General features: G+C 49.3%; 26 protein-coding genes. 4 read left to right on the top strand and 22 right to left on the bottom strand.

The genetic code is table 11. The annotated features are described in order from the left end of the window. The first annotated feature begins 9 nt into the window (after positions 1-9). The 3 genes from MRJ96_07490 to MRJ96_07480 all read left to right on the top strand — a co-directional run bounded on the left by MRJ96_07490 (position 10) and on the right by MRJ96_07480 (position 4,642). Positions 10-723, top strand: a complete 714-nt coding sequence (locus MRJ96_07490; GenBank protein ID MDR4501275.1) for a response regulator transcription factor — start codon at positions 10-12, stop codon at positions 721-723. A gap of 3 nt (positions 724-726) precedes the next feature. Next, positions 727-2,058: a HAMP domain-containing histidine kinase gene (locus tag MRJ96_07485; protein MDR4501274.1), complete on the top strand. Its 1,332-nt coding sequence runs from the start codon at positions 727-729 to the stop codon at positions 2,056-2,058. 346 nt (positions 2,059-2,404) lie between these two features. Beyond that, positions 2,405-4,642: an NADP-dependent isocitrate dehydrogenase gene (locus MRJ96_07480; protein ID MDR4501273.1), complete on the top strand. Its 2,238-nt coding sequence runs from the start codon at positions 2,405-2,407 to the stop codon at positions 4,640-4,642. A gap of 80 nt (positions 4,643-4,722) precedes the next feature. On the opposite strand, the gene MRJ96_07475 is transcribed toward MRJ96_07480, so the two are convergent. The 5 genes from MRJ96_07475 to MRJ96_07455 form a co-directional block, all read right to left on the bottom strand. Then, a complete protein-coding gene (locus tag MRJ96_07475) occupies positions 4,723-6,048 on the bottom strand; it encodes a pilus assembly PilX N-terminal domain-containing protein (GenBank protein MDR4501272.1) in 1,326 nt (441 codons plus the stop codon). A gap of 132 nt (positions 6,049-6,180) precedes the next feature. Then, on the bottom strand, positions 6,181-6,651 hold the full coding sequence (locus tag MRJ96_07470) for a prepilin-type N-terminal cleavage/methylation domain-containing protein (GenBank protein MDR4501271.1): 471 nt from the start codon (positions 6,649-6,651) through the stop codon (positions 6,181-6,183). A gap of 4 nt (positions 6,652-6,655) precedes the next feature. Beyond that, entirely contained in the window at positions 6,656-7,081 is a 426-nt protein-coding gene (locus MRJ96_07465) for a prepilin-type N-terminal cleavage/methylation domain-containing protein (protein MDR4501270.1), read from the bottom strand. Then, positions 7,078-7,551, bottom strand: a complete 474-nt coding sequence (locus MRJ96_07460; GenBank protein ID MDR4501269.1) for a GspH/FimT family pseudopilin — start codon at positions 7,549-7,551, stop codon at positions 7,078-7,080. Before MRJ96_07460 ends, MRJ96_07465 begins: the two co-directional genes overlap by 4 nt. After that, a complete protein-coding gene (locus MRJ96_07455) occupies positions 7,548-8,324 on the bottom strand; it encodes an A24 family peptidase (GenBank protein ID MDR4501268.1) in 777 nt (258 codons plus the stop codon). The genes MRJ96_07460 and MRJ96_07455 overlap by 4 nt, the downstream gene beginning before the upstream one ends. A 151-nt stretch (positions 8,325-8,475) precedes the next feature. Here MRJ96_07455 and MRJ96_07450 point away from each other — a divergent pair, with 151 nt between their 5' ends. Further along, positions 8,476-8,718 carry a response regulator transcription factor gene (locus MRJ96_07450; GenBank protein ID MDR4501267.1) on the top strand — a complete coding sequence of 81 codons (243 nt, stop codon included), beginning with the start codon at positions 8,476-8,478 and terminating at the stop codon, positions 8,716-8,718. On the opposite strand, the gene rlmB is transcribed toward MRJ96_07450, so the two are convergent. The 17 genes from rlmB to MRJ96_07365 form a co-directional block, all read right to left on the bottom strand. Then, the gene (gene rlmB / locus MRJ96_07445) at positions 8,711-9,562 is read right to left on the bottom strand and encodes a 23S rRNA (guanosine(2251)-2'-O)-methyltransferase RlmB (GenBank protein MDR4501266.1); all 852 of its coding nucleotides are present in this window, start codon (positions 9,560-9,562) and stop codon (positions 8,711-8,713) included. The two genes, MRJ96_07450 and rlmB, sit on opposite strands and share 8 nt — an antisense overlap. Beyond that, entirely contained in the window at positions 9,471-10,976 is a 1,506-nt protein-coding gene (gene cysS, locus MRJ96_07440; GenBank protein MDR4501265.1) for a cysteine--tRNA ligase, read from the bottom strand. The genes rlmB and cysS overlap by 92 nt, the downstream gene beginning before the upstream one ends. A gap of 112 nt (positions 10,977-11,088) precedes the next feature. Next, positions 11,089-11,721 (bottom strand): DedA family protein, encoded by a 633-nt coding sequence (locus MRJ96_07435; GenBank protein MDR4501264.1) that lies wholly within the window; start codon positions 11,719-11,721, stop codon positions 11,089-11,091. Positions 11,722-11,834: 113 nt separating this feature from the next. After that, positions 11,835-13,181, bottom strand: coding sequence for a ferredoxin oxidoreductase (locus MRJ96_07430; protein ID MDR4501263.1), 1,347 nt, complete (start codon positions 13,179-13,181; stop codon positions 11,835-11,837). 107 nt (positions 13,182-13,288) lie between these two features. Further along, the gene (locus MRJ96_07425) at positions 13,289-14,050 is read right to left on the bottom strand and encodes a 2-oxoglutarate:ferredoxin oxidoreductase (GenBank protein ID MDR4501262.1); all 762 of its coding nucleotides are present in this window, start codon (positions 14,048-14,050) and stop codon (positions 13,289-13,291) included. A 57-nt stretch (positions 14,051-14,107) separates the two neighbouring features. Beyond that, a complete protein-coding gene (locus MRJ96_07420; protein MDR4501261.1) occupies positions 14,108-14,431 on the bottom strand; it encodes a pyruvate ferredoxin oxidoreductase in 324 nt (107 codons plus the stop codon). Positions 14,432-14,461: 30 nt separating this feature from the next. Beyond that, positions 14,462-15,166, bottom strand: a complete 705-nt coding sequence (locus MRJ96_07415; GenBank protein MDR4501260.1) for a 2-oxoacid:acceptor oxidoreductase family protein — start codon at positions 15,164-15,166, stop codon at positions 14,462-14,464. Positions 15,167-15,254: 88 nt separating this feature from the next. Continuing rightward, positions 15,255-16,145, bottom strand: coding sequence for a thiamine pyrophosphate-dependent enzyme (locus MRJ96_07410; GenBank protein ID MDR4501259.1), 891 nt, complete (start codon positions 16,143-16,145; stop codon positions 15,255-15,257). Between the two features lie 413 nt (positions 16,146-16,558). Next, positions 16,559-17,542 (bottom strand): M23 family metallopeptidase, encoded by a 984-nt coding sequence (locus MRJ96_07405; protein ID MDR4501258.1) that lies wholly within the window; start codon positions 17,540-17,542, stop codon positions 16,559-16,561. Positions 17,543-17,661: 119 nt separating this feature from the next. Next, complete coding sequence (locus tag MRJ96_07400) at positions 17,662-17,991, bottom strand: divalent-cation tolerance protein CutA (protein ID MDR4501257.1); 330 nt, start codon at positions 17,989-17,991, stop codon at positions 17,662-17,664. Between the two features lie 306 nt (positions 17,992-18,297). Next, positions 18,298-19,050: a hypothetical protein gene (locus MRJ96_07395; protein ID MDR4501256.1), complete on the bottom strand. Its 753-nt coding sequence runs from the start codon at positions 19,048-19,050 to the stop codon at positions 18,298-18,300. Positions 19,051-19,473: 423 nt separating this feature from the next. Continuing rightward, entirely contained in the window at positions 19,474-20,091 is a 618-nt protein-coding gene (gene thrH, locus MRJ96_07390; protein MDR4501255.1) for a bifunctional phosphoserine phosphatase/homoserine phosphotransferase ThrH, read from the bottom strand. A 215-nt stretch (positions 20,092-20,306) separates the two neighbouring features. Next, positions 20,307-20,984, bottom strand: a complete 678-nt coding sequence (locus tag MRJ96_07385) for an HAD-IA family hydrolase (protein MDR4501254.1) — start codon at positions 20,982-20,984, stop codon at positions 20,307-20,309. Then, on the bottom strand, positions 20,981-21,535 hold the full coding sequence (locus MRJ96_07380) for a hypothetical protein (protein ID MDR4501253.1): 555 nt from the start codon (positions 21,533-21,535) through the stop codon (positions 20,981-20,983). The genes MRJ96_07385 and MRJ96_07380 overlap by 4 nt, the downstream gene beginning before the upstream one ends. 56 nt (positions 21,536-21,591) lie before the next feature. Further along, complete coding sequence (locus tag MRJ96_07375) at positions 21,592-22,068, bottom strand: response regulator (protein MDR4501252.1); 477 nt, start codon at positions 22,066-22,068, stop codon at positions 21,592-21,594. Between the two features lie 46 nt (positions 22,069-22,114). Continuing rightward, complete coding sequence (locus MRJ96_07370; protein ID MDR4501251.1) at positions 22,115-22,795, bottom strand: outer membrane lipoprotein carrier protein LolA; 681 nt, start codon at positions 22,793-22,795, stop codon at positions 22,115-22,117. After that, the gene (locus MRJ96_07365) at positions 22,792-25,191 is read right to left on the bottom strand and encodes a DNA translocase FtsK 4TM domain-containing protein (protein ID MDR4501250.1); all 2,400 of its coding nucleotides are present in this window, start codon (positions 25,189-25,191) and stop codon (positions 22,792-22,794) included. Before MRJ96_07365 ends, MRJ96_07370 begins: the two co-directional genes overlap by 4 nt. Positions 25,192-25,269: the final 78 nt, after the last annotated feature.

Genomic DNA, 25,269 nt, shown 5'->3' with positions numbered 1-25,269 from the left:
TCCTATTCCATGCCTAACACGATTCTCATCATCGACGATGATCGAAAGCTCAACGAACTCCTAACCGAGTACCTCGGCCAGTTTCAAATGACGGTCTTCACTGCCGAGCATCCACGGGAGGGATTGAGCCTTTTACACCAACAGTCACCCAACTTGGTCATTTTAGATCTCATGCTGCCCGACCAGGATGGGTTCGCGGTTTGTCGGGAAATTCGAAAGGAAAGTTCGGTACCGATTATTATGCTGACGGCTCGAGGGGACTTGCCTGACCGTGTCGCAGGACTCGAACTCGGAGCCGATGATTATCTGGCCAAGCCATTTGAACCCAGGGAGTTAGTGGCTCGCATCAAAACGGTCCTTCGGCGAGGGACCTCAACATCCGCCAGATATATCGAGCATGAGCAACTCGAAGCCGACGAGCTAGCCATCAACTTACGAACACGAACCGTTTCGTTGGACAACAAACCGCTTGACCTCACGACGATGGAATTTGAAATCCTGTCGTTATTCCTGAACAATCCAGGTGTGGTCTTGACCCGAGAAGAAATGATGGACCGCATTCGCGGGATTGACTGGGAGGCCTACAATCGCTCTGTTGATGTCGGCGTGAGCCGGCTACGGCAGAAGTTACACGACAATCCCAAACGTCCTCGTTACATCAAAACCATTTGGGGCGCAGGCTATCAATTCTTACCGACTCCTCGTCCCATCGTTCCCACATGACACATGTCGCCATCTATTCCAAAATTCAAATTTTCCCCTCGTCGTTCGATTTTCTTAAAATTATTCCTCATCTTTTTGGGCACGGCTTGTGTCCTGATGGTCGTGATACGGGGGTTCTTTTTCCTCGCCATCGACCGTAGCCATTCGTTCAAATCGGATTTATTCAACAATCTCACGAAATACTCTGCTCAATTGGTCAAGGAAATCGGAACGCCTCCCAATAAACAACGTGCTGACGCCTTGGCTGAGGAACTGGGATTACAATTTCGAATCAGGACTCCGAAAGAGTCCTGGTCGACCGATCCTTCTCTGCCACCAATAAACTCGCTCAGCGTTGAGCAGGCATATTCTGGAACGACGGCGCAGGTTGGACAATTCCATCGACATCCGTTCGTGATTCTCAACCGTGCGGACACGCAATATGCGGTCTTTTTTCTTCACCGGCCCTTTGATGAGCTGCCGGCTTGGTCTTTTGGGCTTTTGGCTGGGCTCGTCGCAATCGTGATCGGCGGCAGTTATTTGGTTGTTCGACGACTCATCCGGCCAGTCCATTGGTTGACGGAAGGCGTCAAAGAAATCGGGAAAGGAAAATTGGACTATCAGGTACCCGTGACGTCCTCGGATGAACTCGGGGATTTGGCGATATCGTTCAATGAGATGGGCAGGCAAGTGCATGACATGATTCAGTCACGAGACCGATTGTTGCTCGATGTCAGCCATGAGTTGCGCTCGCCATTAACGCGCATGAAAGTAGCTGCTGAATTCATCGACGATGCCACGGTCAAAGAAAAGATTCAACAAGAAATCAACGAGCTTGAAATGATGGTGACTGAGCTCCTTGAGTCTGAGCGCCTCAAGAGCCAAGCCGGTAGCTTGACGCGAACACAGGTAGACTTGGTGACCCTCACCCAGGAAGTCATCCACGATTATAATGATATCGGACCTGGCGTTGAACTCACGACTTCGCTTAGCACGCTGATTTTACGGCTTGACCATCAACGTATTCGCATGGCAATCAGGAACGTACTCGAAAATGCGATTAAGTTCTCTCGTCCGGAATTCGGGCCGATTATCGTACGAATTGAAACGACTCCTGGGTCAGCCTCGGTTTCCGTTCAAGACTTTGGATTGGGTATTCCCGCAGAAGACCAAGCCAGAATCTTTGAACCATTCTATAGAGTCGACCCGTCACGAACACGCAACACCGGCGGATATGGACTTGGACTCAGCTTAGTGAAGAAGATCATGGTCGCACATGAAGGAAATGTTCGAGTTTCAAGCGAAGTGGGAATCGGGAGTACGTTTATACTGAATTTTCCAGTTATAAACTCCTGAATCTGGACGAAAACTCCGTCACGATACACGAGCGGCTTTTGAGTGGATGTCTGAAGTGACTTCTCCACATGAACCTCGGAAATGTTCGAAGGCAATCGGGCTTTGTCCGATGAGTGACAACCCATTGAATCTCAATGGATTTTCACCTAATGGTCCTGTGAACCAGTAGGGCTTCTCAGGCTCGTGTTTCTTACCTGGGCCTTTAGTCTCTCCAATTTTCGTAGGCCATTCGGTTTATTGCTCACCCCAAAAAATCCTTATAAAATACCGACTTCGAGTGATTCTGTTTTATTAATCCCCTTTCAAGCAGACAGCTAACATGTAACCTTCTAAAGGAGAATCGACCATGTCTAAAGAACCCGATATCATTTACACAAAAGTTGACGAGGCCCCTGAGCTGGCGAGTGGGTCCTTTCTTCCGATCATTCAGGCCTTTGCCAGCACCGCTGGCGTGAATGTTGGGACCAAGGATATCTCTCTGGCCGGGCGTATTATTTCCCAATTTCCTGAGCGGCTGAAACCGGAGCAACAACAACCGGATGATCTGGCCTTGCTTGGCGAAATGGTCGTTACGCCTGATGCCAATGTCATCAAGCTTCCAAATATCAGCGCGTCGGTTCCTCAGATTCAGGCCTGCGTCAAAGAATTGCAAGAGCAGGGATACGATATTCCCGACTATCCGGAAGAGCCAAAAAACGATGAAGAAAAAGCGATTAAGGCCAAATTCGATAAGGTCAAAGGAAGTGCGGTCAATCCTGTCTTGCGACAAGGTAATTCCGATCGCCGGGCATCCTCATCAGTGAAACAATATGCTCAGAAAAATCCTCACAAGATGGGCAAATGGTCCAAGGACTCCAAAACCCACGTGGTGTCCATGTCGGAAGGCGACTTCTTCGGCAACGAAAAGTCAGCCACGATTACCGAACAAACCGCAGGCAAAGGCCGTATCGAATTTGTTGGGGCAGACGGCAGCACCACGGTCTTGAAAGAGAGCGTCACGTTCGATAAGGGTGACGTCGTTGACGCCACCAAGATGAGCGTGAATGTATTGCGTCAATTCTTCAAAGATCAGGTCGCAGAAGCCAAAAAGGAACCAGGAGTCCTGTTTTCACTGCACATGAAAGCCACGATGATGAAAGTCTCTGACCCCATCATCTTCGGCCATTGCGTGAGCGTCTACTATGAAGACGTCTTTAAGAAACACGAGAAGACGTTTACTGAATTGGGCGTGAATCCAAACAACGGCATCGGCGACGTATATGCCAAAATCGGAAAATTACCCCAGGCTCAGCAGGATGAAATCAAAGACGACCTTCAAGCCGCCCAGAAGAATGGGCCGACGTTGGCGATGGTGGATTCGGATAAAGGCATTACCAACTTGCACGTTCCCAGCGATATCATCATCGACGCCTCGATGGCCGCTGCGCTCAGGGTTGGCGGGAAGATGTGGGGGCCCGATGGTAAAGAACATGATACGAAAGCTTTGATTCCCGATCGAAGCTACGCGGGGATTTATCAGGCTGTCGTTGATTTCTGCCGTGAGAACGGAGAATTTAACCCTTCGACGATGGGCAGTGTCCCGAATGTCGGATTGATGGCCCAAAAAGCTCAGGAATATGGATCACATGACAAGACCTTCGAGGCTCCGGGCAATGGGAGCATTCGAGTCATTGATGGTGCCGGAAATGTCCTGCATTCAATCGAAGTGGAAACCGGCGATATCTTCCGTAGCTGCACAGTCAAGGATATTCCGATTCAAGACTGGGTAAAGCTGGCTGTGAATCGAGCCAGGCTATCCTCAACGCCTGTCGTGTTTTGGTTGAACAAAGACCGGGCACATGATGCTCAATTGATCGAGAAACTCAACCGCTATCTCAAGGATCACGATACGACGGGACTCGACATTCAGGTCATGGCGCCTGTCGAGGCGATGGAATATTCATTGAAGCGCGCAAAAGAAGGCAAAGATACGATTGCCGCGACCGGCAACGTGCTCCGGGATTACCTCACCGACCTGTTCCCGATCCTGGAATTAGGCACCAGTGCAAAAATGCTCTCCATCGTACCCCTCATTAATGGAGGAGGATTGTTTGAGACTGGAGCCGGCGGGTCCGCCCCGAAACATGTGCAACAGTTCGTCAAAGAAGGCCATCTCCGATGGGATTCTCTTGGTGAATTCTTGGCACTCGCTGAGTCCTTTTCCCATCTCAGCCGGCATAAGAACAACAAAAAAGCACAGATTCTCGCCGAGACTCTTGATCGAGCAACCGGAAAGCTTATGGATAATCGAAAAGCTCCGGGTCGAGCGCTTGGAGAGTTGGATAACGCTGGAACCCATGCGTGGGAAGCGTTATATTGGGCGCAAGAATTAGCCAATCAAACTGATGATCCAGATCTCAAGGCGAAATTTGCTCCTATCGCGAAAGAACTCGAGAGCAATATTGACAAGATCCTGGAGGAGATGAAAACCGTTAAAGGCAAGTCGGTTGATATCGGCGGTTACTATCATCCCTGTCCGGATAAAGTGAAAGCCGGGATGCGTCCCAGCGCGACGTTGAATACGATCATAGGGAGTCTCCAATAGGCTTTCGGCAGATTAGCCGACAATCGAAACGAGAAAAAAGCCGGGCCTCAGTCGAGGTCCGGATTTTTTCAACAGGCCCCTTAGAGTAATTGCTTCCACTGCGTGACAATCAGCGGCCTACTGAGGATGGCTGTCTTGATCGCGCAACTATCGTACTCTAATGATATTGACCCAGCGACATCCATCAACTCACGGACGTAAACCCCACCGGTGATGTTGATAGGCCCTGTCGTTCCATTCATAGTGATTGTCCCTGAACTGATGATGAGGCCTTTCCAGTTCACGGGCCCCTCGAGCGTCACATCTCCCCTAATGAACAGATTCCCATAACCCGTCACACGGCTCAACACGAGGCCGCCTGCCGTACCATCGGCATTAACATAGACTGTCATCGGTGAGGTCTCCTCACCCCACTGCACTCCATATTGTTGTGTCGTAATTTGCAGGGCGCCATGCTTGAATAACTCTATCGCTTGGACTAACGAAACCTCCAATGGGCCCTGTTGAGGAGAAGACGGGACACCAGAGAACGAGGCTTGGCCTGTGGTGGGGAACTTGTTTGTATAGACCGGCGGTTGAGAAGGACTCTTTCCACAACGATCAATCCCGCTGACCGAGTTCAGCGGTCCTGTCAACGAAACACGATTCCATGCATAGAGCGCCCCGAGTACTCGAGGCGCTGGGGGACGAATGGCCTCGACCACAATAGTCACAGCCCCGCCAACCATGCTTGCAGAAGAGGTAATGCGTTCAACTGGAAAAGAATCATGAGCAAGACCAGTGCTCGTAAATTCTGTTGGATGATCGGTGTCTGCTGATGGATATCCATAGAAGATGACAAGGCCGGGGTTCGCTTGGGTATGTTTTTCCGTGCTTCCGTCGCCATCAAAATAATGCGGCGTGTTTGGCCGATGTCCTTCGCGTTCAGCATCATATTCTGTCTTATGCTCGATCTTGACCCAGTAGGGCAATGACATCTGGAAGCTATTTGGAATAATCCTTATATTCGTCGGATTCCCGCGAAGAGGAAAATAATTGGTCTGCCTGTCATCAAATGCCTTGTCCTCTGAAGCCTTCCAATCTGATGAGGTAAGAATATACGCAGTCCACCGAGGGTCATAGACATGGGAGGGGTCGGTGATGAGCTGTGGATTGCTGCTCGCGTCTCCCCGTAGTCGCGCTCGTCCTTCTGCGCTTCCCGCTTCTGCAAGATAAAAAGCTTCGACCCCGCGTCGATAATGACCGCTGATTGCCACTTCTGTCGATGTGGCCGTTAAGACCGTGGCACCCATCACGCTCAAAATGGCCATCAACACTAAGGCCGAAACCAAAGCCATCCCCTGCACAGTGTTGAGAGGATTGGGAACCATGTCGCATGAGGACTGATGATTACGCTGGCCGTTCATAATCTACAGTCCCAGGTTTTGAGGAGTCACACGCGACCGCAAGGTTAAGGTGCGATATCCGGCGTTCAATGGATATCCCGGGTCGGGATGGGGAGTTCGTGCGGTAATCGTTACTTCAATTTGCCGGATCTCCTATGAAACTGTCGTTTCCTGACCATGACGATTGAAATATTGTACGGCAAATCCTTGAATATGCTCTGCAAGCAGCTGACGTCCTCCTCCGGTGTTTCGTCTCAACGTCATCGTGCGCGGATCATGTGAAAACTGGATAAACTCATTCGTATCTGTTGGTACGCCATTTCCATTGAGGTCCGCTCTCACGACAAGCATTGAAGGATCATAGACGATTCCATCAAAATCATTCGTGAGGAGTTGATCCCGGTTCACATGCCGTGGGTCGTAACCCGCCATGTGCACCTCCCGAGTGAGCAAATCCATTGCTACCCGCGCATGCTGCTGCATGTCGAGTTGCTCATCTCGCACGATTTGGCTCTGCACCTGACGAGCATAGATGGTGTACGTGGCTCCAACAGTGAGTACGCTCAAAGCCAAAGCCACCATGACCTCGACTAATGTAAATCCTTGCTCATTTATTGTCTTCATGTGGTTATTCCGCCACGAGCGTCGTCAAGGAGAGGGAATGCGCACCGGCATCCCACCGGACGGTCACGGTTGTCTTTTGCACGCCTTGGCTTGGGGTATTCGCTTCGATGACGACCACACGTTCAAACGCAGGCGCGCCAACGATTGAGCCATAGGGTTCACGGTCGGTGGTCACACCAGATACTGACGAGCGATACCCGATTCGGCGTACTTCTTCGAGTGCATCCTGGGCAATCGTGGCCGCCCTCGTCATTTTTTGGCTGAATGCCGTTCCCTTGATGGAGACTGTCGAAAACCCTGAGATTCCTAACAGCACGACCGAAACTAAGACTAAGGCCACGAGCACTTCTAACAGGCTGCTTCCGTCAGTCTTCTTGAGCCTTGATTGATTCGTAAGTCGTTCAGCCATGGCGAAAAAATCTTGGCTCATGATTTCACACTAACCCGTCCGGTGATCCCCACAGTTACGACCTTTGAGCCTGCGGTATTTGACAGGGTGATCGTCGCCAGATTCGAAGCCGTTCCGCGTGGATGAAATATCGGATGATTCGTGGAGGCGATCATGACACCATCATAATCCGTGCGGATGTCCCGAACGATGAGACGCTCATTCGGATCTGGTTTTCCATCATTATTGTCGTCATCCAAGATGGAATACCTGTAGTCATCGAGAAACCTGATTCCATGTTTATTGCCCTGCGTAACCGCCTGTGTCTTAGCGGCCATGAAATCGGAGACGACTTGTCTCACGGCTCCATTCAGTCGCCATTTCGGGATCTGAGACATCAGCCAAGTCTGTCCGAACAACAAAACGATCCCCAAGATTCCCAGGACGATCACCAGTTCTATAAGACTGTAGCCATCTCTTTCGCCCGAGTTGAATAGTCTATCTCCCGTCATAGAAATCGTCCGAAATACCAGTCGGTTAACGCTGGCCCCCAAAACAGGGAAATGATCGCTCCTAACGCCAAATAGGGACCAAATGGAATGTATTGACCTCTTTTGACGATCTTACAGGACAAGAGAATAATGCCGAGAATCGACCCGACAATCGATGCGAACATGAGTGTAGTGAGAGCGGCTTGCCATCCGAGAAAAGCCCCGACCATCGCAAGAAGCTTGATGTCTCCCCCTCCCAGCCCCTCTTTGCCAAAGAGGTAAGGACTCAACCATGCCATGAACAACAGGACGCCTCCTCCCACCAGAATACCCACAATCGAATTCAAAAGCCCAGTAGGAAGGACGGTCGAAGCGGCCAAAACTCCTAAGAGAATTCCCGGTAACGAAATGACGTCTGGAATGATTTGATGATCCCAATCTATCCAAGTAATGACCAGCAGCGCCGAGAAGAATATGGCATAGATCAGCGACTCCCATGTCCATCCAAATCGCCACAAGATGGCCATATAGCCAAGGGCATTCGATAGTTCAATCAGAGGGTAGCGTGGGAGAATAGGGGCTTGACACTGCCGGCAACGTCCTCGCAAAAGCAGAAAACTCAATACGGGAATATTGTCATACCACGGAATAGTCTGCTCGCAGTGCAGACAAGCCGAACGAGGAAAAACGATGGAGAGCTCCCGTGGGATACGGTAGACACAGACGGTTAGGAAACTCCCGAACAGCAAACCGAAAAAAAAGACCACGGCGAATTGCATACACGACAACGTCATCGGCTTCCTTGTGCAGGACCGGAATAGTCGAATTTACGTAGAATCATGTGTTTACTTTCAGAAAGTGGCCTGCTACGATCCCCTACTTAGTTTAACGGTATTCATTATGTCATGTTCTACCTTTCCCGTCGCTAAATTAGGTTCTTGACCAGTGAAAAAACGTGAACTGCCGCCTGTGAAACGGAAACGCCCGGAAGCTTTAACAGATCGAGAACAAGAGATATTGCAGCTAATTTGGTCTGGGCTTAAGAATAAAGAAATTGCACAACGGCTCAAAATCAGCGTCAAGACCGTGGAGGCCCACCGGGCCAATATGATGAAGAAAGTTCGTGTGTCGAATGCGGCTCAACTATTGAATGCCGCCATCCAAGAAGGTCTGATCCAGGTCAAGTAGGTTTTTCCGTTACTCCTCCAGCCTCTCGCCTCTGTCGTAACGCTTCAAATAAGACGATAGCCACGCTCGCCGACAGGTTCAGCGATTCGATGTGTCCCATCATGGGTATCCGGACACGTTGATCGCACTTCTTCACGACCCCTGGCCGGAGCCCCTTTCCCTCCGCACCAAACACGAGCGCTGTCGGCCCCCTAAGATCAATTTCGCTGTACAGTTCCGAGGCCCCAGGGTCAAGAGCACAAGTCATAACATTGGCCGATTGAAGTTTTTCCAAGAGCCGGTTGGTGTTCCCTGCTCGAGCAACATGGACATATTCAATCGCCCCAGAGGATGCACGGGCCACACCGGCTGTGAGACCGACCGAACGATGCTTGGGAATAAAAACCCCTTGGATACCCGCCGCATCAGCGGTCCTGAGAATGGCTCCAAGATTTTGAGGGTCTTGGATATAATCTAAGATCAAAACCAACGGAGGAACTTTGGACTGCGTCACTTGCTCCAGCAAGTCATCCTCATCGACATATGACTTCGCTGCAACAAATCCTACGATCCCTTGATGATTTTCTTGTGGGACGAGCCGATTCAGTCGTTCACGAGATTCAACGACAATCGGAACCGCACGGGACCTGGCCTCCCGCACAATTTCTGAATATTGCGCATCCTCCCGTATGACATAGAGCCGTAATAACGAACGGGTCCCCGCCCGCAATAATTCCCGTAACGTGTGGAGACCATAGACGACCTCTTGTCCGTCATCGCTTCCAGCGAGTTGTCCCGTCCGGTCGATCTTCGAGGATGATGCCCTGTTCCGCCAAGTCTTGGCGAATTTTGTCGGCCGTGGCAAAGTCTTTCCTTTTTTTTGAGTCAAGTCGTGTTTTGATTTGCTGTTCGATCCACTCATCACTACTTGTCGAGCAAGCAGAAATACTTGCAGTCGCGTCTAAAGAAATTTTTCCTTCAAAAGTTCTATGCCCCCATTTCCAGTCGTTTACTGACAGTTGGAACAATCCTAATGGCTTCCCAAGATCTCTAAACACTCCTAAAACTTTTTTTCTTGCCTGATCAGACAGCCCCTTTGACAACAATTTATTAACACCACCCCGAAGCCCCTGAAACTCAGCTAATGCCCTTGGAGTGTTTAAATCATTGTCCATTGCCATGACAAATTTCTTTTTTGACTCGGCTAACAATTCTTCTAGAGTTTGGTCCCTCTCACGGCTGGTCTCTTGTCCAGGTTCTTTTAACTTTTCGAATAGCCGATAGACGTTATCCAATGCCGATTTGGATTCATACAGCGCTTCGTCCGAAAAATTTAGATCGCTGCGATAATGTGTCGAAAGCAAGAAATATCTCATCACTTCTGATGTAACTTCATCTCTTTTTCCGTCACTCTCTTCTTCTTTTCTCCAAGGTAACTTTTCAAATATTTCCCGAATCGTGAAGAAATTCCCCAGAGACTTCGACATTTTTTCTTGATCAATCGTGACGAACCCATTATGCACCCAATAGTTGGCGAACTCTTGGCCGGTATCCGCACAGGATTGCGCAATCTCATTCTCATGGTGTGGAAAAACCAGATCCTTTCCTCCTCCATGGATATCGAAGGTATTTCCCAGATGCTTCAGCGACATGGCAGAACATTCAATATGCCACCCAGGTCTTCCCGGTCCCCACGGGCTCTCCCACCCGGGTTCTCCTGGTTTGGCCGCTTTCCATAAGGCAAAATCCATGGGGTCCCTTTTTCGCTCGTCCACTTCTACTCTGGCCCCTGCTAACATTTCCTCTTTTTTGCGACCCGAAAGCCTTCCATATTCGTCATATTTGCTGACTTCATAATAGACGTCTGAATCCACTTGATAGGCGTACCCCTTCTCGATCAACCGGGCAATCATCTCGATAATCTCTTGCATGTGCTCAGTCGCTCGTGGCTCTACCTCCGGAGTCGAGATCCGTAATCGGTTCATGTCCCGATAGTACGCATCGATATACTTCCTGACCACTTGCTTCCAATCGACTCCTTCATCCTTGGCCTTTTTGAGAATCTTGTCATCTACATCTGTAAAGTTTCTCACGTACGTGACAAAGTACCCAATATACCGTAAATACCGGTACAGCAAATCAAAGACGACAGCACTTCGCGCATGTCCTAGATGACACTCGTCATAGACCGTAACCCCACAGACATACATCCGGACATGGTTGCCTTCAAGCGGTGTAAATTCTTCTTTTTTTCCTGTCAGAGAATTAAAAATTTTCATACGATGATAGACCATATATACAGGTTCAGTCTTTACTATATTGGAGAAAGCTGAAAACCGCACGTCCATACTCTTGTCATGGTTCGCTCCTTTTCCGTGGCAGGTATAGCAGTTAGAGTAGAATCTTGACTAGCATAAATCCCCCAATCAAGAGTACCAAAAATACGATAGAGAAGAGATCGAAATATTTTTCCAGTATCTGTTTCACTGATGGGCCAAAGAGTTTTAATGCACCTCCGATTAAAAAAAATCGAAGTCCCCGACTAAAGAGTGAGGCCACGACGAAGGTCAGGAAATTGATTTGCGTTGCCCCTGCCGCAATCGTAAACACCTTATAAGGAATCGGGGAAAAACCAGCCGCAAAAACGGCCCAAAAGGCATTATCCCGGTAGAGGGTTGAAACTTTTTCGAACACTTCAGGAGTAAAGCCCGGGATATACGAAAAAAACAAACCTGAAATAGACGCCCATATTCCCATCCCTATCGCATACCCAAGCATTCCCCCCATAACCGACCCAATCAGGCAGATCGCGGCGAACATCAGAGAGTGAGCAGGGCTTCCTACTCCCATGGCGATGAGAAGCACATCTGGAGGAATAGGGAAAAAAGATGACTCTGCGAAGGCGATAAGAAACAACGCGACTCTGGCGTGGGGTGTCCTGGCCCAATGAATCACCCAGTCATAGAGATTCCGCATCAGCCTTGCCGGATGATATTTGAATCGCGATGATGGAGCCTCAAGCACGATAAAAAGCCTTTGCGTACGAAGATGAACACAAAAAAGCCCGTCTCATTTAAGAGACGGGCTTTTGGTGTTCCGAATGGTGTGAAATCTGTTCAATAAACAATATGTGATGTTTAAATATTTTGCATGAAATGCGTGACAGCCTCCTGATCAACCTTACCCATGATTGCAGAAGACGGAACGGTATTGGACTTCTTTCCTGTAAGCCCACAGATGACTTCATCAACAATCATTTCAACTGGCATCGACATTCCACCATACACGTGAGGACCACCGACAATTTTGGCGTTTGAATAACCATAAATCGCTGTCGCGATATCCTTGGCCAACCAGCCGACAAAATTAAACTCTGGCACCACGATGAGCTTCGCATTGGCGCAGAGCTTTCGCAATTCAGCAGTCGGGAAGGGGCGTAGAGACTTGATCTTAATCAAGCCAGCTTGAATGCCTTTCGCCGTACATTCACGAACGGCTTCACGGCATTGAGCGGCAGCACTTCCTGAAGCAATAAGCAGAACATCTGCATTCTCAACATTTTGAGTCTCGATCAATCCATCCATGTATAGATCAATATATTTACGAGAACGTTCGACGGCAGCCCAGACTTCTTGCTGCCAGACTGCATGAATATTGTATGCCATAAAATTAGACTTCTGAACCGGAGCATCCCGTGAGAGACGGGCAGGAGGATTTTCGGCATCTAACACCGGTACCGCGCCGCGCCACGCATCACGTTCTGGCAGCTTCAATCCTCTATCCTGCATTGAACAGTAGCCACGAGCATGCGTGACAAAAAATCCATCGCAGCAGACCCCGACAGGGAGCGTCACATCGTTCTTTTCGCTGATGATGAATCCCTTCATAATATAGTCGAAGAGATCTTGTTGATTTTCAGCATGGAAGACGATCATTCCACAATGTAACAAATAGGCAATTTCAATATTGTCTGGTTGAATGGCCAACGGGGCATTGACAACCCGACAGGTAAACATGGCGACAGCCGGAAGCCGATGACCAGGCCACGATGCAATAGGTTCAATCCCTCGGAGCGTTCCGGGGCCAGCCGTGGCGGTAAAACATCGGACACCAGCCCTTGATCCACCCGCAATGGCCGACATCACACCATATTCTTCTTCACCACGGTAGTATTCCTTGACATAGCCTTCGCCGTAGAGCACTCCGATGAGCTGCATCGTCTCACTCTGAGGTGTGATCGGGTAGGCAATGGATAGATCGACGTTCGAACGACGGACGGCTTCTTTGGCAGCCTCACTCCCTGTAATGAACTCCCGCTCCCGCGGAGCCTCAAAAAACATATATTCCGGAGTCACAACTTTCTGTCTTTTCGCTTCAGCATGCGGGTCCTTTTTCCCTGCTTGTGATGAAGGAGGCGGTGGTGCGGCCGTAATGGGATCGCCTTGTGGATTCGTTTTGACGTCTGACTCCAATGCTTCACTCATGGCTTCACCCCTTTATATTGTATGTGTTGATGGCTCAATCAAGAGTCATGAAAGTAAAATGAAAATTTTTCCTGGGGCGCTTCGTGGCAATCCGAACCCCAGTCAACCTACCCTTCACGCTGCATGTCTTCCGGTCGGTGACCGAAAGCAGCCGCGCTGGCTCCACCTGATTCTCCAAGCGGGATTTCTAATGGATTTGTATGACTTTTCCCATTATGCACCTGAGATTGCAGGCCAGTGAAACGAACATTCTCTCCATTTTCTGGAAGCTTAATACCCATTTCTTCCCGAACACGCTTGAACACTTGAGTAACCCTTCGAATTTTGGCTGCATCAGAATCACGAACCGTGAACATCGCGTCTTCGTGCCCCTGTTCGGCACAAATAGCGGATGTCCAACAATTCGTCCCCGCTCGAATCATTTTCAGCGTCAAATTCGCGTAATGACAATGGACACCAATAAAGATACAGGCTTCGATCTTGTTTCCCCAGATAGTAAGATTAGGATGATTGGGGTTAATGACTTCTTCCGGCTCAATTTTAGGATATTTGGGACGATAGTCCGGCATCGGTATAATCATGACATCGGGCAGCTGTGCGGCCAATTCCAATACGGCTTTTGCCTTGTCAGCCGCATGATCATTCCAGTTCCAAAGGACAAGTGGGCCTGGAAAAATCGTTGCATTTTTCCTCGTGAGCATGGCTCTCGCCATTTCTTCCATAGCGATCTCTTCCTGAACCACATTTCCAAACCTCAGTCCGTACCCCGGCTTCGGAGGAAGTACGCCTAACTCAGCCGCAGAAGGTGGATGAAATCCAGCCGGTCCCGGTTCGACAATTCTTTCTTCTTGATCTTGAGTCGCTTCCAATTGAACACCCCATGAAGTTTAGATTAGTCCAAAAGCTTCTTTCACCTTGCTCACATCTCAACCTCGAACCGGATTCGCTAATTTGGCTACAGTATTTTTTTCAACATACGTCACATTTTCAGTCAATGCTGCCTCGCCAACTTGATCAATCATTTCCATTTTAATGGCATTATGCTTGGCCATATTATCACAGACCCAAACGCATTGAGCGCATCCTTTGCAACGATCGACGGCAACATACGCGGCGCCATATTTAAACCCTTTATCCTTGCCAGCCTCTGTGTTGTAGAGAATCGTATTGGCTTCAGGGCAATATTGAGTACATAATTTACAACTGGTGGCAGCACAGATCTCAGTATCAATATGAGCTATTAAATACATTGAATCCTCGTATTCTTCTTAGATAAATGTTTAAGCCATGGCAGCTGTAGAGGCCTCAGTTTTTTTCGCTTCCCATCCATGATCAACAGCATAGTCCCACGCTGCCTTGACAACAGCCAGGTTTTTTTCGATAAGTTCTTGTTTTTTCTTAAACTTTCTTTCAACGACACTGTCCAAAGCGGCAGTACCTCCTGAAACGACAAATCCCTTACCCAAAAAGCGATCCTTTACAGCCTGCTCTAATGCTTCCATGTTACTCAAACCGGTAATTGCTCCAATCGCTCCACACATCGCCATATTTGTAGCCAAGTCTATACCCGCGACATCAAGCGATAATGTAGTCGCAGGAATGTAATATATTTTGGCGTTGAGTTCTTTAAGCTCACGAGCCTGGTCAGGTTCCAATTTCATCGGAGTGTCGTGATTGATCAAGGCAACCCCATTTTTCTTCAACCCAAAATAGAAGGGATTGGTATAGCTCTTTCCATGCGTGATCACCTGAGGGTGGAAGATCATAATAATGTGTGGAAAAGTAATTTCTCCGATTTCATAGATAGGCTCGTCTGAAACGCGGACATAACTCTCGACTGGCGCCATACGTTTCTCAGAACCATAGAAGGGAACGATCGTGCTTTCTCCCCCTGCGTTGATAACGGCCGTACTGAATATGTGAGAGGCAGTGACCACACCCTGTCCTCCGACACCAGCCATACGAATGTTGTATCGAATAGCCATGATTTTGCCTCCTAATGAAAGATCAACTTATATTCCAGAAACGTATTGCCCATTTGCTCTTCGCATCCTCAAATTTATCAAAACCCTCTTAACTCTTCGCCACTGCCTTTGCAGGCTTCGGTAAGTACTCTTTATACCCGTATAATTGGCCTAGATACTCCTTCGCTTCGTCCGTGATGTATTCGGTAAATTTATACCGGTCATTTTCAACTTCCTTTGCGTCTTCCATTACCTTATCAGTTGGAATAGCATATTCAATGTTGCAGGATGTATAGGCCTGAATGTAGGAAGGGCCGATTTCTCTAGCAACCAACACGGCTTTTTTAATCACACTTTCAACTCGTCTTGGATTGTTTGGAACGACGGTGGCCACGTACGCACAACCCGCCACCTTGGCCATACCCAGCATATCCATTTTTTCAAATTTCTTCCCGAGTGGAGCCATCTTCAGCACCTGGCTTTTATTCGTCATCCCACTCTCTTGACCACCAGTATTTCCGTACACTTCATTGTCCAACATAATCGTCGTAAACTTTTCTTTGCGGAACCAGGAGTGCAACGTTTGCGCAAACCCAATATCAGCCATTCCTCCATCACCGGCCATTACCACCACATCCTTCGGCTTATCACCGAACCGTAACTTGAGCCCTCGAGTTAACCCACTGGCGACGCCATTTTGATCGCCATAATTCCCATACACGAATGGGATAGCGGCTTGCGAAATGGCCAGACGTCCACAACCAGCGGTCCCCACCGTGATGGTATCCTCAGGGTTCGGGAAAGCGATCATGGCCAAACGAATAAACAATGTCATCGCACAACCGGCACACATTGGATGTTCTTCGAGAATCTCTTTAAAGGTTCCGACCTGAGACACAGTCGTTTTCTTGCCGAAAGGACCATGGTCCACCATATCGCGATACTCTTTGGGCATCCATCGATCAAACCCTGGTGTAAACTTAACGTAATCGAGGCTCATATCAGCATCCTCCCTCTTCTAAATGATGTGAAGGTGTGGAATTCATTCTTCATCAATTCAAAATTAAATGAACAGATAGGTATATTCCCTCATAAAGAATAAGAACCTAACAAAGGACTCAAAATATTGTCAAATGATTGTCAATCTTAGACTTTTTATTCCGTGATAATCGCTAATCATAAACCTGAAGCGCCTGCTTGTTCAACTCAAAAGAAGACCCACCATGGATAAAAGAAGGCCTACCGCGGCATTGAGTTCATTAGGTCTTTTGGGGATGTCGTTGAGTAAGTTTGTAAAAATTTTTGGAAATTGAAACCGAACGGCCACACGACAAGATCGCATGCCTGAGAACACGTGGGGAGTAATAACTGTGGAAGTTTAAGGAAGGATTGCGCGACGTGCGCTCAAACAGATTAGTCAAGGATATACTGGACAGGGTCTACGACACGATCATTTACCGCAACTTGATAGTGTAAGTGTGGCCCTGTAGAAAATTTTCCGGTACTGCCAACTAGACCAATGAGATCCCCACGTTTGACCTTCTGACCATACTTCACCTGCATTTTGGAAAGGTGGCCATAGGTCGTCTCAATCCCAAAGCCATGGTCAATTCGAATGAACTTGCCCATTCTGGCATCGTAAGCAGCAATAACGACCTTGCCAGAAGAAGGCGCGCGCACCTCTGTTCCACGAGGAGAGCCGATATCTATACCGGCATGTAAAGCTTTTTTCCCTGTAAATGGCGATACTCGAGGCCCAAACTTTGAGGTGATCGGACCCTTGACGGGCCAGATGGACGGAGTTGCTGCCCAACGTTCAGCTCGAAGATTGGCCGTGTTGAGCAACGTATCAAGGATCTTTTTTTCGACTTGAGACTGGGCATCTATCCAACGAAGACCCATTTCTATCTCTCGAATCTTCTCGTGCATGGTTGACGCATGTATCTTTTTTGTTCCGGTAACGGCTTTCACTTCGCCAACCTGCGCCCTTCCTTCAGCGGAAAGAATACTGTCTTCATAGGGAAATTCTTCGCCACCTTGACCTGGGACCGAGTTCGGAACACCTTCGATTTCATCTGGATCCAGGCCAAACATGGTTTGAAGCTTTCGATTGAGATGCTCCAATGAGACCATACGTTTTTTCATCCCCTCGACTTCTGTCCCAAACACACTCGTCCGCTCGCGCGATGTCGCAAGCTCCTGACGAAGCCCGGCTAATTCTGACAATTGACTTCGTTGGTACACATAATGCGCCAGAATTCCACTCTGCAGAACAAGCAGGCAGAGCCCCGCGATGAGCGAATAACGAACGGTGGCCTTGCCTAATTTCAAGCGTATGGGGTTTGAACGTGCCCCACGAAAAACAATGATGGAATAACTCTCTTCAGAACCTTTCATCGTTTCCCTTTTGTGTCGAGCCGATCTCTGAACTACACTTGATTTTGCAAGCGACCGCTACACTAGCAATTTATGCATTAAATTTCTAGTCACCCAAGGCCCTAAATGACTGAAGCCCCTTAGGCCTCTTTTGTATTGACCGTCTCTCGCACCCAAGACAAATACTCAAGAGACCCCGCATGAATCGGAAGGGCAATGATTTCCGGAACACTATAGCTATGAAGGGTCTTAATAGCTGATTCCAGCTTTTCAAACGCCTTCATCGTTGTCTTGGCAATCAGCAAAGACTCCTGCTCCTCTGTCACCGCACCATCCCAAGTAAAAACTGACTGAATCTTCGGAATGATGTTTACACAAGCCACGAGTCCTTTTTGAACGATTATTTTCGCAATGTTTCTTGCCTCGTCCTCAGATCCAGCAGTGACCAAGACTACTATTTCCTGAGACATTACCCCACCCTGTACTTTGACTTAAGGCCTAATACACCATTGAAGCGGTCGCCCTGATACTAAACAGGCAGCCATTCTCTCTCAAGAACGCTCTGCATAGGCCTTCCTTGAGTTTATCGGTTGTTTTCCTCAATTCCTAAAGGCTGACTTTGCTAGCCAGGAAGAATGGCATCAGCTACCGTCTATGCCATTCAACGAACCTCTTCCCTGCCAAATCACTTGCCCTCGAGAATAGATATATTTACCTATATTGAGAACCATTAAATTATTCATGCGTGAAGGGTGGTAATGGATTTGGGCAATTTTTCAGGGGGCCAATCGCTCCGGATCCTCATCCGCAAGTTGAACCAGGTCAAGAATTGCCGGTCGCAAGGCCTCCTGAAGTGCCCCCGGATAGCTCTGAACCGCATCTTCGAGGTTGTAATAAGGGCTATCATGTTTTTCGCCTTCATATTCCATCGCCATGCTCCATAATACTCTGGATGGATCAGAGGCTGGGGTGAGCTTCAAATCTAACTCAACCGCCGTTTCAGTTTCTCCCATCGGGATACCTAAAAACCAAAATATCACCCCCAGAGGTCCTAAATAATACGTATCGATTTGTCGTTCCCACTCGGTTGATCGTAATTTTCCACGAAAGACAAGATCCGCTCCAGAAGTCTCGCCATTTTTTGCAAACGCGACTGAGGAAAATATTCCAGCCTCTTGTAGTTCTGCGGCTGTGGCGCTCGCAAAATCATTGGACGGATCGAAGTTCACCACATCAACTTGCTCAGGGTTCGCAGCCTCTTCCGGACGGTCATATTTTGTCGAACCATAACGGACGAGAGGAATCGCGGCTTTCCAATATTCTTCCTTCATATCTTTTCCGCGTAAATCTTCAAACGGCAACACCACCGCTTTCGCGGGCAACGCCTTTTGGGCTTTGACATCGAGATACGCATCGGTTGAGGAGGGCGGATATTGCCAGTTCCTGTTTCCGAGACAGCCAGACAACATACCGAGACTCATCGTCATCAGGATAAGCCAACAGAACAATCTTGCCAGGGACGATCTCATTCGCATACTCCTTTCTAAACGAACCCGGCGAGGACATCGCCGCGTAAGACTAGACTTCTACCCATTCATCATAGGCTCTTCAGTTGTTGATAATAGATGGAAAAATGAGGGGATCAGACAATACGCAAACATTGAGGATTATAGCGAATCCACATACGTTCCAATCAATACAGACGACAAACTCCGCGCGGTACGACGTTGAACCATATGGAAATTATTTGAAACGGCTATAAGGTCACGCGCCGGTCATTTTTCAGAAATGCTCCCAAAAGGCAGTCTAAGGACAAGGGTTAGGGTGACATATTCAACAGGGTGACTTGCATCGCACGCGGTCATTCCATTTCATAAAACGTCAAGAGACAGACTTACCCCTATCACCCTTGTCGAAGAGTATAACGTATCAAAGACCTTGAGGGAACGTTATCAGGCAAACCCGCCAGCACGGGCCAAATGCTCCTGAAACTCTTCGTAGGTTCGAGTGACCGGAAACTGCGGGTACTCTCCGACGATGCTCTCCGGTGGACAGAACAATATCCCTGCGTCAGCTTCTTTCAACATGGAAATATCGTTGTATGAGTCGCCTGCGGCGATGACCCGAAAACCAATTTTCTTCAATGCTAAGACCGCGTGGCGTTTCTGATCGGCCATCCGAAGATGATACTGACTGATAAACCCATCTTTGTCCACCTCCAACGAATGGCAAAAAATCGTCGGATACTGGAGTTGTTTCATCAGTGAAGCGACAAACTCATAATAGGTATCAGAAAGAATAATGACCTGACAGCGTTCCCGTAACCATGAAAGAAAACGTGATGCCCCCTCTAATGGAGAAAGACCGGCTATGATCGCTTGGATTTTTGGAAGAGTAATCCCGTGCTTTCTCAGGATCAACAGCCGTTTTTGCATCAATTCATCATAGTCAGGAATATCACGCGTCGTCATTTTCAGTTCTTCAACTTGAAAATGGTCGGCGACTGCCAACCAGATCTCAGGGGCCACAACCCCTTCCATGTCTAAACACGTCACGACCGGCTGTACCACGATTCCCCCATCATATGAGATTAGTTTTTGTAGACGAAATGGACTGCAAAATCTGGCTCATCATACTCAAAACAGGACGGCGAGACAATCGGGGGTGTTGTCTTTCTGGCGATACGAGTGAAACCCTTTTGGGCCTCACCCGGCGATTTCATCTTATACAGAGCAAGCTACCGGCTTTCCTGCGCTGAACCGGAAGGGATTTCGAGAGGAGGTTTTCAGGACCCGACCAGCAAATGACGCAAATCAGTCGGTTGTTCGCAGTAAAAATCTGGCTTCAACGCCTTCACTTTTTCCGGGTTTCCGTAACCATACCCGACGGCGCAGACCTTGACTCCAATCGCCTGAGCGGCTCTCACGTCATTCGTACTGTCGCCGACCATTATGGTCCGTTCTGGTGAAATGGCCAGCTTTTCCAAGACGCGCAACAGCATACCAGGATCAGGCTTGAGGTCTGAACTATTTCGAGGGCTCTCAATCGCGGAAAAGCTTTCGATGGCACCAAGACCCTTGACGATTTCCATCGTATACTCCATCGTCTTGTTCGTCACAATCGCACATTGGCCTTGGCCGTTGAGATGCGAAAGGATTTCTCCCATCTCCGGGTAGAACGTTGTCGTATCGAGACAATGCGTGAGGTAGTGTTCGCGAAAAATCCGAAGCGCCCGTTCATACAACTCAAGATTGTCCTCGCCGACCGACAGCCGCAAGAGCCGCTTCACCCCATCGCCAACGAAACTGAAGATTTCCTCAAGAGACCGTTGCGGCAACGCCAAATCTCTCAGTGTGTAATTCACCGAATTTGCGATATCCACCTTCGAGTCGATTAATGTGCCATCAAGGTCAAACAGCACAAGCTCGACCTTGGCGTCCTGCCCCCCTTGTAATGTCATCATTGTGCCTGCTTCACCTGCGCCTGCAGAGATTGAAGGCGCTTCTTTCGACGCTCGTCGACTTCCTGCGATTGCGCCAGGCGAATAAAGTTCACCAACCGGCTCTTTCCGACATGAGGCGGAAGCTGCGGCGCGACGATTCGCCATCGTTCATGAATAGCTTTGACGTGAAAAAATTCGAGATAAATCTGCGATTCCGGCAAAAATGTGGCGGTTTCCCAATACACGGTCCCAATCACCGTAAACGTCACAGGAATCAGCACTTCGGAACTGCTCAACACCTCCCATTGTGTGACATCCTCTATCACACGGAAGTCGGAAATTACCACAATTCTTCCCCAGGCAGGCTCTTCATTCCAACTGACGAACGGAGTGAGCACATCATGCGAGCTCACCTCGAGCCGTGCGCCTCGCTTATCCAGTGACAAATACTTTTCCACCAATTGACTGGGATCGTTCTTGATATCCCCAGAAAAGGCCGAGGCCATGACGGGCCAGACAAAGCCAATCAGCCCGACCATACCCAACTGGAGCCACCGCGACAACTGTCTCATGGAAAATCACAAGAACCAACGCCAAGGCTGTCTAATCATACAAAACCGGCGAGTCATTATCCTTTCAGGAGAATAACCAGGATAATGCCGAGGAGAAGCCATAATGGAATGGAGAGCATCAGGCCCCACACAAGCCCTTGTGAGGTTTTCAATCGACTTTTCAATTTCCGCTTTTCCACCGCCTTGGTCACCCGGGCTTTCACTTCTTCCAAATGAAAGGGCTTGGTGACATAGTCATCAGCACCAAGACTGATTGATCCGACTGCGGTACTAATTGACGGGTGTCCTGTAATCATCAAAAATATCAGGTCGTCATTCACTTCCCGAATCCGCTTTAACAGTTCCATCCCGTCCATATTGGGCATGATCAAATCCGCGAGAATAATATCAACTTCACCCTCCCGGTACTTGTTCAGCGCATCTTGCCCATCATCGGCCGTCACCACGGAATACTCGAGTGTTTGGAGGTACTCCGCCAACGCTTCCCGGACACCTCGATCGTCATCAACTATCAAGACTCGTTCAGCCATCATCCATGATCTCCCCCCGCACAGGGCCGGCGTTCAAAACTTGAGTCTGTTACATGATGGGCGCGTCAACAACAACCACATCATCGGGCATGTTTAATCGCAAAGCCTCTGCGTCAATCCCCTGATTGACGCGAAATTCTGAAAACCGCAGAGTCGAGACATTCCCCGATTTTTCATACAACATGATCTGACGAATCAGGTAGGACTTCGGATGGATCGTCAGCTCGATTCGCGTGACGGTCGAAGTCGCCCGATCCTCGGCTTTCGGCGTCAGCACCACAATGGGGAGACCGCCATCTCCCCGTTTTTTCTCTGAATCGGCTGCCACCGTAAATTGCTCGCCAAGCTTTCCCACTCCTTGCAGTAATGTCAGGGGAGCTCTTGAGGCCGCCATCTGTGTGAGATTGCCTTTGACGACCTGATGATGCTGAGGCACGTACCACATGACTTGATCCCCCTCAACCAGGATCTGCTCCTCGTTGGGCTGGCGATAATCCCATCGAAGCAATCCCGGCTTTTTGATAATCACCCTGCCGGAGGAGGACAGGCGACTGTCAAAACCCTCGATTTGGGTTTCCTGGGAAAATTCCGCTTCCAAGTCCTGGGTTTCCAGGTAATGTGCATCGACCTTTTTCACGAGCGCGTTAACTTCGTCGGTTAATGACGCCAAACCGTGAGAAGGGCCCACGACCAGCAGGCTGAGAATCAGGACAACAATAATGCGGGTCATCCTGTTTCTCCCATCAAAGCCTGGCGCGTCAGGACCTCACGCCGTCCATCTCTTCCTGGCGCGCTGACCAATCCCTCGCTTTCCATCTGTTCGATCATGCGCGCCGCTCTTGGGTACCCCACTCGCAGTCGCCGTTGTATGAATGAAGCCGACGCCTGTCCGGTTTCCATGACCAACTCCCTGGCACGTTCATAGGTTTCATCCCGCGCGTCTTCCTCTTGAGATGTTTCCTGAGTCGAGAAAAACTCCTCGTCTTCATAAACAGGAGCAGCTTGCTGCTTCACCCATTCTACCACTTCTCGCACTTCATCATCCGAAACGAATGGGCCGTGCAATCGAGTGACCCGTCCGGAACCGGAAGCCATGTACAGCATATCACCTTTCCCCAATAGCGTTTCGGCTCCATTGGTGTCCAAAATGGTCCGCGAATCGATTTTTGAAGAAACCTGATACGCGATTCGAACCGGGAAATTGGCTTTGATAAGACCGGTCACGACGTCAACGGAAGGCCGTTGAGTCGCCAAGATCAAATGAATGCCGGAGGCTCTGGCCATTTGCGCTAAACGCGCGATACGGTCTTCGACCTCTTTTGGGGCCACCATCATGAGGTCTGCAAATTCATCGATGACCACTACGATATAAGGAAGCGGCGTCAGGGGAGTCGGCGCATCCTCCGTGTTCGATCCTTCAATAGTAGACTCAGCGTCTTTCGCGGTTTTCTTGGAAGGCTTGAAGGACCGAGCCTGCCGTTGTTCTTCCGACGCCTTGCGATTAAAGGCATCGATACTTCTCACCCCATGTTCAGCCAACAAACGGTACCGGCGTTCCATTTCATGAACGACCCAGGTTAAGCCTCGGGCGGCAGACTTGGGATCCGTGATCACCGGACGAATCAGGTGAGGAATGCCATCATAGACTTGGAGCTCTAAGACTTTGGGGTCGATCAACAACAATTTGACCTCATCAGGGTGCGCCGTGAACAAAATATTCAGCAGCATGCAATTGAGGCCCACACTCTTCCCGGCCCCCGTGGCTCCGGCCACCAGCAAATGCGGCATGGTCCGGAGATCTGAGACGACGGGATGCCCGTAAATATCTTTGCCTAGCGCCAGCGCGAGTTTCGCTTGAGATCGCAGAAAGACGGAACTGGTCAGCATATCCTTCAAAGAGACGGTCTCCCTGATCGGATTGGGGACTTCAATCCCCACGGTGGATTTACCGGGCAACGGGGCAACAACTCGAACCTTCAGCGCCTTCAACGCCATCGCCAAATCATCGGCCAAATTGACGATTCGGGAAACCTTGATTCCCGGACCAGGGGCAAATTCATACATCGTAATGACCGGACCTGGATGGACCTCTGTCACCTTTCCTTCAATGCCAAAATCCTCGAGTGTCTTCGTGAGGACTTGGGATTGGGATTCCAGCACTTGATCGGTCTGACGCGAAGACCGCGCAGGGGCGTCGACTAAGAGCCGGGAGGGAGAAGGCGGACGGTAGGTTTTGGAGACCGATCCATAAACAGGAGGGGACTCACTTGAAGCGGCGGCCGGAGACTCTGGCTCATCTTCTTTATGGGCTTCTATTGTAATCACTTCGGAAGACTGCTCCGATCCGTCCGCAGATGATTTATCGGAACCACGGAAGCCGAGCAACCCTCCAATACCTCCGCGGAGAGGCATGGAACGATTGATTTTGACCGGCTTATTGGGCTTGATCGACTTGTACTGCCGCGCCTCAACGTGACGAGCTATCTGAGACTGCACAACTTCTTTCGCTGCGCCGCTCCATTGAAACAGCCGGCGCGCAGTCCCTGGGATCAAAGAAGGAGAGAGCAGCACGAGCGAGACGATAAAGGACGCGGCCAGGAGGATATGACTGCCCAGGGAAGCAAAATTCTGTTCCAGAATCCAGGCCAGCCAATACCCGCTATATCCGCCAGCCATCCCCGACCCGACATCCTGTTCATGAATCGTGGGAATCGCAAAAAATTGGAATTGGGAGATCGCGCTGAGAGAAAGAATAGCCAGCAGAGCGCCTACGGCATGTTGGATTTTGAGCTCCATGGACTCCCGAGCCCAGACATAGGTACCGAAGATCACCACCAAAAGCGGAGCGAAATACGCGGCGGCTCCGATGCCACTGAGCAACCCGAATCCTAACGTCGACCCAACTTTTCCGACCCAATTATGCAGCCCCCCTGGCTCAGTGGAACTACTGAAGATATCCGGCTGATCGAACAAGACCGGATCGTGCGGATGAAAGGAGACCACGCTCAGGAATAAGAGGACCCCGAAAGTTATAAGACAAATTCCTATAACTTGTGAAGTTAAAGGAGAATTTTCCGACTTCCGGCCTTTCTTTCCGGACCGGGCCGTACTAGGGAAGATACTCATAAGAGAAATCCTAACATAGGTGTTTCTCTTTAGCAAACAAACCATAGGTCATGAGGCATACTATCCCCTTTGAAATAC

The organism is Nitrospirales bacterium, assembly GCA_031315865.1.
In the GTDB taxonomy this organism is placed as follows: Bacteria; Nitrospirota; Nitrospiria; order Nitrospirales; family UBA8639; genus JAGQKC01.
This window is presented reverse-complemented; position numbering and strand designations above follow the sequence as displayed.